Raw genomic sequence first — 12,724 nt, 5'->3', positions numbered from 1 at the left:
TGGCCTGTCGGGAGTGCGCGGTCGCGACCGGGTGGCGACACTGTCCACCGGATTCCGGAGCGCGCGCCCCGGAATCCACCATCGTTCCGGCCTGCCGCAATGGCGCGACGCGAGATGCGCGGGCGATGGATTCACCCTAGGGCCCGCCGGCCGGCGGCGTCATTGACTTGCGTCAACCCCGCGCGGGTTTGCCGCGGGCGTCAGGCGAGGCGCATCAGCAGTTTCCGATGCAGGCTTCGAGGTAACCGAAATAGCGGTCGATGTAGCTGATCCGGTTCTCGTGGTCGATCAGATAGGGGTTCATCAGGGTGTGGCGCAGGAGGATGAGGCGGTCGGCGTCACCGTCATCCGGGTCGAGCGTGGCCGGATCGATTCCCAAGGCCTCCAGGATGCGCTGCATGTCCCGTGCGCCCACGACCGCCGGGCGGATCGTGGTGGTCGAGGCGAAGAACTGCTTGACCTGGATGGGCTGGTCCGGATCGCTGTTGAGCTGGGCGTGGAGCCGCTGCAGGAAAGCGTTGGCGCGCGACAGCTTGCGGTTGCCCTGCGGGTTGAGCGCCAGGCACACCAGGTTGCTGTCGGGCGGGAACGGCACCAGGGCGTGGATGCGCCCGCTCATGTCGCGCACGAATCGTTCGGCGCGCTCGCGGAACGCCTCCGCCGCCTGCACGGTATGGCGCGGGATCAGGCCGAAGTGGGCGTGGTCGAGCGGCAGCACGCGGTGCGCAACGTAGACCGCCGCCGCCATCGCGCCGGGTTTGGAGCCTTCCGGGATGAACTGGCCGAAGTGGCGGTGGTCGAGCGCGTCGCCCGCGCTGTCGGCGCTGTCGAACACGTAGTCGGCCTGTTCGGTCAGCAGCGACATGGCGCGGTGGTCGCGACACACGAAGGCGCCCGCGCCGTAGGGCAGATAGGCGAGCTTGTGCGGGTCGATCGTGACCGAATCCACCTGTTCGAGCGCGGCGAAGGCGGCGTGGACCTCGGGCATCGGGAACTGGCGATAGTCCTGCCGCACTTCGTCAAGCGTGCGCAGGCGGCCGTCGGGATGGCGGAACAGGGTGGTCAGGTAGCCGCCCCAGGCCGCATCCACATGGATCGAGAACCCCAGGCCGCGCGCGCCGAAACGCGCGCGCGCATCGACCACGGCCGCGATCGGATCGATCGTGCCGTACTCGGTGGTGCCCAGCACGCCGACGGCCATCAGCACCGGCAGGCGCTCGCGCTCGCAGTCCGCGAGCGCCTGCTCCAGCGCCTCCGGGCACAGGCGCATGCCGCGTGCGGCGATCAGCTGGAGCTGGTCGCGGCCCAAGCCGATCATCTTGACACCCTTGCTCCAGGAGTAATGCGCGGTGATGGGGGCCAGCACCACGGGCGGTCGCAGCGTGGGATGACGTTCGAAGAAGGCATGCAGGCCCAGGTGCTCGATGCGCCGGGCCTGCACGCGCGCGCGCCAGCGCGTACGGTCCTCGGGGGACTGCGCGGCCAGCCAGTGTCGCCATTTTCCGAGCAGCTCGATCCCGGCCGCCGGGCCGAGGTTGAACGCCTGCCAGTCGTCGGCCGGAAGCCCCAGATCGGGCACGCCGGCCGCGAGCAGCGCCACCGGAAAGCCCTTGAGCGCCAGCGCCAGACGCAGCGACTGGAAATTGGCCAGGGTGCCGCCCGAAGTCAGGTGCCCGATCGCGCAGTCCGGACGCTTGGGGTCATCGGGCCAGCCCAGCATCCGCGCCAGCTGCAGACCGGCCTGCATCTCCAGCCGCAGCGTGACCGGCGCGGCGTCCTCGGTGACGTTGTTGGGGTTGTAGGGCAGGGTGAGGATCTGCGCGGCCAGACCCGGCAGCAGGAGGTCGGACACCATGTGGCCGAGGTAGCGCGGACTGTGGAAGGGCACCGAGCGCTTGAGCGCCGCCGAGAGCTGGTGCAGCTCGTTGCGCATCCGCGCTTCGAAGGCCTGATAGGCCGGATGCTGCGAGGCGCGCGTGGGAATGGCCGGCGGGTCTTCCGGATGGAAGTTGCGCCGCCAGTGCACGTGGTCGCGCAAGAACTCGACGACCAGGCGTTCGAGCAGGGCGTCGTTCTCGCCATAGGGGCCGAGGAAGCAGGCATCGAGCGTGCGCTGCTCGGCGTCGGGGATCGGCGCGGTGAGGCCGGGAGGAAGGTCGGGCGTGGTCATGCGCTCAGGTTAAGGCACCAAGCCCTGTCGCCGCCTGATTCAGGTCAACCGCGCGCCTCTCAATGCCTTGGGAGGGTCTGATTGTCGCTCACCATCCGGCGGAATGGTGCTGCGCGGGGGCTGCGACCAGGTACGTTTTTTTGTATTGCATTTTGCATACACTTTGACTTTAGTGGGCGCACAAGCGGCACCTGGCAAGCATCTCGCGATGCATACTGGAATAATGATACGTCTCATTCTAAATCTACTTCGATCAGATTTGATTATAAGGAAACATCACTTTCAAATACTCGCCGTCATACACCTTCGTAACAGAGTGGTCAAATGATCGCTATAAATCCGAATGGCTCGAAACTACTCCATTACAATATTCAATTCCTGTCCTTCTATGCGACTGCACAACTTCTCAATAATCGTCATCTGCTTCGCATTCGAGGCATCCAGGCTATCCGAATCAAGCATTATTGAGAGATATTGATAAAATATTGCAAGCCCAAATTGGGAGCGCAGTACTGGCGTCCCTATGTTAGGCGGAACTTGGACCATCAGAACACCTGCACTAATCCGTACCCGATCTTTCCAAGAAGGCTTGACATACCAGCGAATAATCATTTTTTTACCAGAAGCCAAGGCAAATCTGAATTTCGAACAATATCCCCAGGCATGTGCGTTGACCTCTTCTATCAAGCTATCGACTTCGAAGCGCCCGAATTGAGAAACATGATACAATTCATGGCTTAGCACATTGACAAATTCAGCGACTCCGTCGATGGCCGGCTTGTCACTGCTGAAATCTGAAGCAAAGGTCAAATCAAGTGTGTGGGATGGATCAATAATGGATTCACCATGGTGCTTAAAAGATGCCCCTTGTGGGAGAATCCAGAAATCGATGGATAATTTAGGGAGGCGCAATTTCGAACCTTCGCGCATGCCACCCATTCTACCCCAGATCTTTTGTATGTTATCCAGCGCGAGATCAATGAGCGCGGGATCGGGCGAGTAATCTTGGCTGGTGGTCAAAACGTTTATCACAATTTCATCTGTCTGCGATGCGCCCAATTTAATCCGGCGTAAATATTCATTTTCATGCGTCGCCCTCCCGTTGCCTACTTGAGCGGTGTTGATTGCAACGGCAGCACCACGCTTCGTCTTGAAATGAATTGTGTTAACAACCGTGTAACTATTTGCAGTGCAGGCTGTCATTATCACCAACAAGAGTGGTATGGGAAATGATCTTATTAAATGTTTCATGGCCAAAAATCCACTTGCTTTCGTGAGGGCGCTCGTTAGAAAAATCAGCCGGCATCACATGATGCCGTGGGAAATCGGGAGCCTCCCCGGCCCGGTGAAAATTGACGACACGACAAGATTGAACAAGGAATCAACCCGCCGAGAGGCGAGATGCTTCTATTTCTTTATCAACCGAAGCAGCGCGGAACGTGCCGTGGAGGGCGTGCCCATGCCAGGCTGAAATATTTCTCCCGTGGTCACCACGAGGTATTCCCCGCTCGGAGACATCGCTGTAACCCACATCGAAGGCCAATCCAGAATCTGCCCCAGCTTCCTCGGCGGCGAGGCGTTCGATTGCACCACGCTCATCCAATCCGTTCAGCGCCATCACCTGTGCCAGCACGCTCTTATCTACACTGCCAGGCTCGCCCGCCTGCGCGCTCAACGACGCACAGGCCGCCATGACGGCAACAGCCAAAGCCTGCTTCACGCAGCAGCTATTCACTGATTTCATGTCGCATTACTCCTTGCGGCTGATGAAAGGCACCTCCCGATGTCTTGGGAATCAGGCGGAGCACTCCCGCCCGATATTGCTGCAAACTTCCCCGAGGGGGTGTCGTGTACCCCGAAAACAGGATCCTGGTGCCGTCCGAAGAGACATCTACGATGCTCCTGTTCCAGCGATCCGTTAACTGGAATTCGCCTTCGCCTTCAAGGATGTCCCTCAGCGAGACAGCGCCGGTGTCCTGGGTCCAGAGCCATCCATCCGTGAGGTGCTTGGACAAACTCTCTTCCCAAACCACCTGATCCCCGACGATCAGGCTGCCGTCGCTGCTCATGACCGTTGCGCTGCTGGCGGTTGCTCCTTCCGGCATGCTCAGGTCCAGATAGGTGACAGCGCCGGAATGGTCCCGATACCAACTCAGGGGCGAGTGGGGAACTGGGTTGCCCATATAGCGGCCAGACCCGACTATCAGGCTGCAGTCGGCATTGCACGTTCTGGCAATCCCGAGCTGGACACCATCGTTGTCGAAAATGAACTGCATGGCATTGTCAATCCATATCGCCGCCCTGCTGGAAAACACGAGAATCGCACCAACAACGGTATCGCCATCATCCGATATTCCCAGAGGGGTTGCGAAATAGTCTTCGAGCAGGATTTGCCCGGTCTCTTCGCTCCATTTCCACGGGGGGGCATACCCTTCATGATTGACGAAACGGCCAGCCCCCGTCAGCCACTTTCCGTTCTGCGACATTCCATAGGTCACGTTGGTGGCGTAAACCGTGCCAGGCAAGGGCTGCCAGCCGGTCGCTTCCCGCCACATCACCAACTGATCATATGTGCTGCGACCCGTTTCTTCCGGGGGTGAGGGAATGACCTGGTAGGCGTAGACCGTTGCACCATCCGGGGTAACGAATGGCTGCCCGCCGCCTTCCAGCAGTTTTTCCCACTCCGTTCCTCCCGGGCGCAGGCGCACAACGCCGGCCCAGCCATCCCAGCGGCCGCCGCCGAGCACGGTGCCGTCATCCGCGATCGAGTTCATCTCGAAATGCACGGGGCTGAGCGGCGTGGTGTACGCGGGGACTGGCAGCTCCGTCCATTCCAGGTCATACAACTCCGTCAGCGTCGGCTTCACCCACGGGCAGGCCGGCTTCGCCAGCCGCGCCAGCACGTCCAGATCGAAGCGGCCCGAACCGAAGCCCGTGGCCGTGGCCGCGTACTCCGCCGCGCCGCTGTCGCAGGCGAGGTCCAGCTCCACCCGGCCCCACGGCGTGTGCTCCACCTGTGCCGGATCGAACGCCTCCCCGAAGCGCCCGCCGCGCGCCGAATACAGCGCCGGGAACACCAGCCGCCCGTTCTCCAGCGCGCCCGTGCCCACCATCCAGTACGGGTTTCCTTCCGGGTCGTAGGTGAACCAGCCCAGCGCGGCGCTGCCGTTCGCCAGCCAGGTCAATACGTAGCCCTGTCCGCCGTAGGCCGGGTCGTACCAGCCCCCGCTCTGGCCCGCCTCGGCGCGCACCGGCTCGCCCGGCGTGCCGTGGATCGGCGCGCAGCCTGCGGCCATCGTGCGCGTCAGCCGGGTCAGCGGAAAATCGCCGCTCTTGCCGAAGGCGGAAAACGCCACCCGGCCGTGCTGGCAGTCGGAAAACGAGATCACCGCGCTGCCCTTCACCTCGCGCACCACCTGGGCCGGGTCGTAGTCCGGGCCGAAGCGCCCGCCGCGCGGGGCGATCAGTTCGGAAAATACGATGGAATCGCCGCCCGGATCGCGCACGATGCGGCCCACGCCTTCCAGCCAGCGCGGCTCGCCCGCGTCGTCGAAGGTGAACCAGTACAGCGCCGCGGATTCCTCCGACAAAATCCCGACGATCCAGCCCTCGCCGGCGCGCGCCGGATCGAACCACATCGCGCTGTGGCCCGGCTGGATCGGAACGTAGGGGGCTTCGGCGCGGGCCGCGGCCGGAAGCGCGGCGAGCAGCAGGGCGCAGAGAAAAGCGGGGAAAAATCGGGAGAAAATGCTGCGCAGCGGCAGCCGGGGCGAAAGAATCAGGACCATGGAAAATACCTCCGCAAGCGGCAAAGAAACTCCCCCGTCCCGGGAGGCTAGCCCACGTGCGCCGGTCCGTCCATTCCCCGGATGGGATAGTGCTCCGAACTTCAGCTGGAATCTCGGCTTCGCCGGGATGAGGGATCAATTCTTGTTCAGAGCTTCCCTTGCGGCTGACCCGCGCCGGGGATGCTCCTCAGCCGCTGCAGCTGCCGCAGCACACCGACGGCAGGCGGACGACCTCGACCGTATCGGCGGGGTGGCCGGCGCGCTCGAGCGCGCCGAACAGCTCGCGGTCGAGCATGTTGGCCGCGACGCGCAGGCCCTGGCCGCGCGGGTCGAGGTCCACGATCGCGGCCGGGTCGATGTCTTCCAGCGCGTCGCGGACCCGATCGACGTCTACCGGTGCGGCGCTCAGGTTAATGGTGTATTCCATGAGATGACTCGCGGAAACGGAGCGGAAGCGGCGCGCCGGCGGCAAACCCGCCGGCGCGCCGCGATCATGATCGCGCTGCGGCACGATGTTTTCCACTCCGCGCCGCGCGCACGCGGCCGCGAGTGGATGGCCGCCGCGTCTCGGGGCCAGGTGCGCCGCCGCGACCTTACTGTGCGTCCTGCAGCCACTGCGGGTCGTCGAACATCTGCGGATAGAGCGCCAGCGCCTCGCGCATCTGCGCAATGGCCTGGGCCGGCGGCTCGGCTTCCGTGCGCACCGCCTTGGCACCGACCATGAACGTGGCCAGGAGGCCGTGCAGGGCGGCGTCGGCCTCGGCTTCCAGCTTGCATTCGGCGAACATGGTGTTGACGGCGTTCTGGATGTCCGTGCCCAGCGTCGCCGCCTGCGCTGCATCGATATGGCCGTGCTCGTAGTGTTCGAGCGTATCGACCGCGCTCCGGATGAGGCGCATGTTCGCGCGCAGCGGCGGATCGGTCGCCCAGGGCGTGTCCGGCAGCGCCACGGGCTCGCTCATGGCGTGACCGTCGTGGTGGTCATGCTCGCTCGCGTCGGCGGGAGCCGCGTGGTCGGCATGATCGGCGGAGTCGGCGGGGGGGGCATGGTCGGCGTGGTCGACCGCCGGTGCGCGATCTTCCGGCGTGGCTTGGGCCTGTTGCTGCGCCGCTTCCTGATTTTGCGGGGCCGACGGCGAGCAGGCCGGCAGCGTCAGCGCGGCTGCGGCGAGTGTGAGAAACGGGACAAGGATTCGCATCGACATGGGAGTACTCCGTGAGGGAATCAGGGGTCAGGATGAAGTCAGGATGGCAGGCGCTGACCCGTTGCGCCATGACAAGGATCAAACTCTCCCGGCGGATCGCTCAGGCAAGGCCGGGGTAGTCGGTGTAGCCGCGCTCGTCGCCGCCGTAGAACGTGGTGCGGTCGGGCAGGTTGAGCGGCGCACCCTCGCGCAGCCGCCTGACCAGATCCGGGTTGGCGATGAAGGCGCGGCCGAAGGCCACCGCGTCGGCGCGGCCGGAAGCGACCGCGGCGGCGGCGAGTTCGCCGTCGTAGCCATTGTTGAGGATCCATGCGCCGCGCCCGCCGGCTTCGCGCCAGGTGCGCCTGAGCGCGTCGTAGTCGAACGGCGTTTCGCCCTGCTGGAAATCGCGAGCGGCACCGGTCGCTCCCTCGATCACATGCACGAACGCGAGGTCGTGTACGGCCAGCGCGCGCACGGCGGCCTCGAAGAGCGGCTGGGGATGCGTATCGTTGGCATCGTTGGCGGCGGTGACGGGCGAAAGGCGGACACCGGTGCGGTCCGCACCGATGGCGCGCACCACGGCTGCGGCCACCGCATCGAGGAAGCGCACGCGGTTCCCGATCGATCCGCCCCAGGCATCGTCGCGGTGATTGCTGCCGGCGCGCAGGAACTGGTCGATGAGGTAACCGTTGGCACCGTGGATCTCCACGCCGTCGAATCCGGCCTCGCGGGCCGCCGTGGCGGCGCGCGCGAAGTCGTCCACGACGCCGGGGATTTCGCTGGCCTCCAGAGCGCGCGGGGCCGACACCGGCACGAAGTCGCCGCCGCCGCGTGGGTCGATCAGGTAGGTGTTCGTCCTGGCCATCAGCGCCGACGGCGCTACCGGCGCCGCGCCGCCCGGCTGCAGGGCCACATGCGAGATGCGTCCGACGTGCCACAGCTGCGCCACGATGCGCCCGCCGGCGGCGTGAACCGCCTCGGTCACCTCGCGCCAGGCATGGCGCTGCGCGGGCGTGTAGAGCCCCGGCACGTTGGCGTAGCCCTGCGCCTGCGGGCTGATGGCCACCCCTTCGCTGATGATCAGGCCGGCGCTGGCGCGCTGGACGTAGTAGGTGGCGGTGTGCGGCCCGGGAATGCCGCCCCGCGAGCGGCTGCGGGTCAGCGGAGCCATCACGATGCGGTTGGGCAGGTGCAGCGCGCCCATCGGCAGGGGATCGAACAAGGTTGTCATGGGGTGTGTCTGCGGGACATGGCATGACAACATGGGGACGCGGCGGCGCTTCGCCAAGCGCCGGGTGCGTTGCCAGCGTCGCTGCGGCGGCATCCGCCGTTCAGGGTCGGCGTTTCTCCAGCCGCAGCAGCAGGGTGTGGATCGTCGACCCGTCGCCGCGCGCCGGTCCGTTGCGGATCGGGTCGCTGGCCAGCAGCAGGTATTCGCCGCTGGGCGAGATGCCGCGGACGTGGATCTGGGGCCAGTCCGGCTGCAGGCCGGCGCTTTTCAGAACCTCCGAAAGCCGGACCAGGCCGATGTCCTGGCCCCAGAGCAGGGCACCGCGCACGGGCGGATCGTCGTGACTTGCGTATTCGCCGGCGGCCAGGCTGCCGTCGGCCGAGACGTGCTGGATGACATAGGGCCAGCCTCGCGGATCCTCCGCGCTGGCTTCGAGCGGGCCGGTGGGCGCGCTGCGGCCGTCGCGGGTCCAGAATCCCGCCACTTTGTTGTCGGCATCGATGTCGCTGGCGCGCCACTGGCCGTAGACGATGCCGGCATCGCGGCTGCAGGCTGTCGGCAAAATCAGGGTTCGGCCGGCGGCGTTGCGCAGTTCGGCAGGCAGACGCGGGCCGTCCCACTGCACCGCGACTGAATGGTCGGCGGACTCGGGAGCCGCGCCCGCCGGCCAAGCCGCGCCGATGATCCGGCTTCCGTCGTCCGAAATGCACAGCGGCTTGGTGCGGGCGTAGATCGCGCGGCCTGCCGGCAGTGCCTCCTGACCACCGTCGATGCTCCATTTCCACGGATAGGCGTCGCTTTCGCCGATGCCCGACTCGCCGGACTTCACCCGTCCGGCCTCGCCCACCGCGTAGCGCAGGTCGCGCGAGGCGGCGATGGCCTGGTTCCAGTACGGCTCAGGGAAACGGCCGTCGATAAAGGTGATGTCGACGAAGCCCGGGCCGCTGAGGTCCGCGTGAATCGGGGTCAGGCCGGTCTGGATGCCGTACGGCGTGAAGACCGCATGGTTGTAGAGGAGCGTCCCGGCATGGGCCATGATCGGGACCACGCCGTCGCTGCGCGAACCCGTGCGTTCCCACCTCGTCGCGCCCGGCGCGAGGATGATCGGCTGGAAGCGCGCGCGGTAGGCCGGGTCGATGAAGCCGGGATGCTCGCCGGGCAGCAGCGAGATGTAGTCCACCGCCTCCTGGCGCGCGTAGCCATGCGCGGTGCCGTCGTCGGCCACGGTGGTGGCGAGCACCAGATCCTGCCAGCCGTACTGCCAGGGCGGCGGCTCCGTGCCGGGCGGCGGCGTGATGGCCAGGCGTGGCGGCCCCACCGTGGCCGGAAGCTCGGTGAGGCTGATCGCGTACAGGTCGGTCAGCGCGGGCTTGACCCACGGGCAGGCCGGTGCCGCAAGTGCAGTCAGCCGGCGCAGCTGCATCGTGCCGGCGGCAAAGCCGGGCTCGGTTGGCGTGTAGGCGGCGTCGCCCGTCGTGCAGTCCAGGCGCAGTTCGAGCCGGCCCCACGTGCGACGCTCGACGCCCGCGGGCGAAAACGGATCGACGAATCGCCCGCCGCGCGCCGACTGAAGTCGGGGGAACACCAGGCGGTCTGCTTCCAGGTGCCCGGTGCCGGTGAGCCAGTAAGGCCGCCCCTGCGGATCGAAGGTGAACCACACCACGCCGACGCTGCCATCGGCCAACCACGCCAGCGAAAATCCCTGACCACTCGTGGCCTGCTCGTACCAGCTTCCGCTTTGTCCGGCGTGATTCAGCACCGGCTGGCCCGGCACGCCGTGGGCGGGGCGACAGCCCGAACCCATGGTGCGGGTGAGGCGGGTCAGCGCGAACTCGCCCTGTCGTCCGTAGGCATCGAATGCGATCGTGCCGCGGTCGCAGTCGCGGAATCGCAGGGTGGCGCGGCCCTGGCGCTCGCGCACCAGGTCGGCCGGATCGAACTGCGGCCCGAAGCGCGGACCGTGGACGGCGTAGAGGTCGTCGAAGACCACGGTGTCACCGTCCTCCCCGCGCTCGATGCGACCGGCACCGCCGAGCCAGCGCGGATTGCCGTCGTCGTCGAAGGTGAACCAGTAGAGCACCGCGCCGTCGCCGGGCAGCACTTCAAGCACCCAGCCCTCGCCGCTGCGCGAGACGTCGAACCACATGGCGCTGTGGCCCGGTTCGACCTTGGCCCACTCGGCCGGCACGGCGGCCACGAGCCCTGGAAGGCAGAGAAGTACGGCCATCAGTGCGGCAAGCATCGATGCGGCAGGCCGCGCGAGGCGCGGTGCGTGGCGGCGTTTGAGACGGAACATGGGCGTGGCCTTGGCAGCGTCCTGACAGCGGGACGGAGGATTCGAAAGCCGGCTTCGCATGGCTGTACTGCGGCGTGCGAAAACCTCCGCGTCAGCGGCGCGCCCGGGCGTGCCGCGCATCCCTGTATCCCGGATGCTCACGGGAGACAGGATCGATGTCAAACCAGACGCCGCGTCCGGGTCAATCCTCGATCTGCGAAGCGGCGAATTCGGCGTCGAGTTTTTCCATCGCATCCAGCGGTTTCAGTTTTGCGGCCTTCTCGTATTCACCGGCGGCCTGGTCTTCCTTCTTGCTGCCGTACAGCAGCATCAGGCCGTTGCCGTATTCGATGTGGGCGATGGGGGAATTGGGGGTCAGTTCGATCGCTCGCTTGAGGAGGCTTTCGCCGGTCGCAGCCTTGGCCCCGTAGGTGAGGCCGGCGATCAGCCCGCCCACCTTCGACACGACCTCGGCGTGGTAGAGGCCCAGCGCGGTGTGCGCTTCGGCGTGGTCGGGCGCGCGTTCCAGGGTGCGCTGCAGCGCGTCGCGGACCTTGCCCGCCAAGCCCTGGGTCAAGGCCTTGGCGATCGAGATCGACTGGCTGTAGCGGCCCAGCGCGAAGGCGTAGCGGTAGTGCGAGTTGGCCTCGTCCGGCAGCGCGGCCATTGCGGCCTCGGCCAGGGTGACCAGCTCGGTGTAGCGCTTCTCGCGCACCGCATCGTCGTCGGCGAGGTGGGTGGCGTGGATGCCTGCGGCCTTGATCGCCACGGACGCGCCGAGCGGACCGAGCCCGGTTCCGGCCTCGAACGCCTGCTGGAAGTCGCCGCGGTGGAACGCGCGCCAGGCCTCGGCCAGCGCCTCGGCAAGTTCGCCCGCCTGCGCCACCTTCCCGAGCTTCGGGTGCTGCTTCAGCAGCGCGGCGACGCGGGCCTCGTCGGGAAACGGCTCCAGATCGCCGGCGTGCAGCTTGGGCCACGCCTTGGCGAGCTTGGCTCCGGCGTAGTCGAACTTCGGGTCGGGATGGGGAAACGGAGCCCAGCGGGTTTTCTTGGACATGACGGCAGCTCGTGGCGAAGTGCGGCCAGCATTGCAATCGCGGTGGCGCTTGGCAAGGCGGCAGCCCCGGATGCGGCGGTGCGGCCGCGCGGTGCGCAATCGAAGTCCGTCGCGCCGGCGCGGATAGTGTGTTTGCTCGACCCGCGCTGCCTAGCCTGCGACTGGCAGAACCGTTCCCGGCCGCGTGGCCGACCCTTCAGGAGATGAAAGCAATGGTCAAGCAAGCGAAGAATCCCGGCGTCGATCCGCGCGACCTGTGGCTGGCCGGCCTGGGTGTGGTATCCCTGACCCGCAAGCAGGCGACGAGCACCTACGGCACCCTGGTGCAGGAAGGCACCCAGTTCCGCGATGCCGCCGCCAAGCGCATCGATGCGCTGAACAAGCAGGCGCGCGCGAATCTGGACGAGGTGAAGGCCAGGGTCGAGGCGGGCATCGACCCGCTGCTGGCACGCGCCACCGAGGCTTACGGTGCGGTCAAGAGCGGGATCGAGGCGCGCCTGTCGCCGGTCGTGGCGGCGATCTCGAAGAAGCCGGCCAAGGCCAAGTCGGCGCGCAAGGCCGCCCCGGCAAAGAAGGCCAGCGCCGGCAAGGCCGTCGCGAGCAGGTCCACCGCGGCGAAGAAGTCCGTCAAGAAGGCCGGCAGCGCGGCGCGCGGCACGGTGAAGAAAGCCGCCTGATCCGCTGCCGGCAAGTGCGGCAACGACAGGCTCCGGTTTCGGAGCCTGTCGCGTTTTGGGGAAGGAAAGTCGCGGCGTGCTTCAGTCGCGGCGTGCGACGAGAGGCATGAAACGGCACCAGGCCCAGGTCAGCGGCAGGGCGATGGCGACAAAGCAGATCGTCAGCGAGAGGGGCCAGTGCCGCGCCGTCGATCCGAACAGCATGAAGTCGAGTACCAAGACCGCAGGCACCATGAGTGCCGACAGCGCGAGCATCGCCATGGCCGGAAGCCACGCCGCGCTGATCGGCTTGCCGCAGGCCGGGCAGGGAATGCGCCGCATCGGCCCCAACCCGAGTTT

The 12,724-nt window shown here is 66.4% G+C and carries 11 protein-coding genes; 1 reads left to right on the top strand and 10 read right to left on the bottom strand.

Annotated features, from left to right (window positions below):
* Window positions 1-214: 214 nt before the first annotated feature.
* The 9 genes from WB794_RS02975 to WB794_RS02935 form a co-directional block, all read right to left on the bottom strand.
* Window positions 215-2,170, bottom strand: a complete 1,956-nt coding sequence (locus WB794_RS02975) for a pyridoxal phosphate-dependent decarboxylase family protein (RefSeq protein WP_337334357.1) — start codon at window positions 2,168-2,170, stop codon at window positions 215-217.
* Window positions 2,171-2,524: 354 nt separating this feature from the next.
* The gene (locus WB794_RS02970; RefSeq protein ID WP_337334356.1) at window positions 2,525-3,421 is read right to left on the bottom strand and encodes a hypothetical protein; all 897 of its coding nucleotides are present in this window, start codon (window positions 3,419-3,421) and stop codon (window positions 2,525-2,527) included.
* Window positions 3,422-3,551: 130 nt separating this feature from the next.
* Window positions 3,552-3,914: a hypothetical protein gene (locus WB794_RS02965; RefSeq protein ID WP_337334355.1), complete on the bottom strand. Its 363-nt coding sequence runs from the start codon at window positions 3,912-3,914 to the stop codon at window positions 3,552-3,554.
* Entirely contained in the window at window positions 3,898-5,958 is a 2,061-nt protein-coding gene (locus WB794_RS02960; RefSeq protein ID WP_337334354.1) for a hypothetical protein, read from the bottom strand. Before WB794_RS02960 ends, WB794_RS02965 begins: the two co-directional genes overlap by 17 nt.
* A gap of 187 nt (window positions 5,959-6,145) precedes the next feature.
* Complete coding sequence (locus WB794_RS02955) at window positions 6,146-6,481, bottom strand: hypothetical protein (protein ID WP_337334353.1); 336 nt, start codon at window positions 6,479-6,481, stop codon at window positions 6,146-6,148.
* Window positions 6,482-6,551: 70 nt separating this feature from the next.
* Window positions 6,552-7,163, bottom strand: a complete 612-nt coding sequence (locus WB794_RS02950) for a hypothetical protein (RefSeq protein WP_337334352.1) — start codon at window positions 7,161-7,163, stop codon at window positions 6,552-6,554.
* A gap of 100 nt (window positions 7,164-7,263) precedes the next feature.
* Window positions 7,264-8,376, bottom strand: a complete 1,113-nt coding sequence (locus WB794_RS02945; protein ID WP_337334351.1) for an alkene reductase — start codon at window positions 8,374-8,376, stop codon at window positions 7,264-7,266.
* 100 nt (window positions 8,377-8,476) lie between these two features.
* The gene (locus WB794_RS02940; RefSeq protein ID WP_337334350.1) at window positions 8,477-10,672 is read right to left on the bottom strand and encodes a hypothetical protein; all 2,196 of its coding nucleotides are present in this window, start codon (window positions 10,670-10,672) and stop codon (window positions 8,477-8,479) included.
* A gap of 181 nt (window positions 10,673-10,853) precedes the next feature.
* Window positions 10,854-11,708, bottom strand: a complete 855-nt coding sequence (locus tag WB794_RS02935) for a tetratricopeptide repeat protein (protein WP_337334349.1) — start codon at window positions 11,706-11,708, stop codon at window positions 10,854-10,856.
* Between the two features lie 212 nt (window positions 11,709-11,920).
* Here WB794_RS02935 and WB794_RS02930 point away from each other — a divergent pair, with 212 nt between their 5' ends.
* Window positions 11,921-12,385 (top strand): phasin family protein, encoded by a 465-nt coding sequence (locus tag WB794_RS02930; RefSeq protein WP_337334348.1) that lies wholly within the window; start codon window positions 11,921-11,923, stop codon window positions 12,383-12,385.
* A gap of 81 nt (window positions 12,386-12,466) precedes the next feature.
* Here the strand turns inward: WB794_RS02930 and WB794_RS02925 are convergent, their stop codons facing one another.
* Entirely contained in the window at window positions 12,467-12,706 is a 240-nt protein-coding gene (locus WB794_RS02925) for a hypothetical protein (protein WP_337334347.1), read from the bottom strand.
* Window positions 12,707-12,724 lie beyond the last annotated feature (18 nt).

This window comes from Denitratimonas tolerans (genome assembly GCF_037203605.1).
Lineage (GTDB): Bacteria > Pseudomonadota > Gammaproteobacteria > Xanthomonadales > Xanthomonadaceae > Denitratimonas > Denitratimonas tolerans.
Note: the sequence above shows the minus strand (reverse complement) of the source record. Positions and strands in the feature narration are given on the sequence as shown.

Bases quoted from the DNA above. Each gene is read 5' to 3' on its own strand.
- WB794_RS02975 (WP_337334357.1), bottom strand. From the start codon at position 2,170: ATGACCACGCCCGACCTTCCTCCCGGCCTCACCGCGCCGATCCCCGAC.
- WB794_RS02970 (WP_337334356.1), bottom strand. From the start codon at position 3,421: ATGAAACATTTAATAAGATCATTTCCCATACCACTCTTGTTGGTGATA.
- WB794_RS02965 (WP_337334355.1), bottom strand. From the start codon at position 3,914: ATGAAATCAGTGAATAGCTGCTGCGTGAAGCAGGCTTTGGCTGTTGCC.
- WB794_RS02960 (WP_337334354.1), bottom strand. From the start codon at position 5,958: ATGGTCCTGATTCTTTCGCCCCGGCTGCCGCTGCGCAGCATTTTCTCC.
- WB794_RS02950 (WP_337334352.1), bottom strand. From the start codon at position 7,163: ATGTCGATGCGAATCCTTGTCCCGTTTCTCACACTCGCCGCAGCCGCG.
- WB794_RS02945 (WP_337334351.1), bottom strand. From the start codon at position 8,376: ATGACAACCTTGTTCGATCCCCTGCCGATGGGCGCGCTGCACCTGCCC.
- WB794_RS02940 (WP_337334350.1), bottom strand. From the start codon at position 10,672: ATGTTCCGTCTCAAACGCCGCCACGCACCGCGCCTCGCGCGGCCTGCC.
- WB794_RS02935 (WP_337334349.1), bottom strand. From the start codon at position 11,708: ATGTCCAAGAAAACCCGCTGGGCTCCGTTTCCCCATCCCGACCCGAAG.
- WB794_RS02930 (WP_337334348.1), top strand. From the start codon at position 11,921: ATGGTCAAGCAAGCGAAGAATCCCGGCGTCGATCCGCGCGACCTGTGG.
- WB794_RS02925 (WP_337334347.1), bottom strand. From the start codon at position 12,706: ATGCGGCGCATTCCCTGCCCGGCCTGCGGCAAGCCGATCAGCGCGGCG.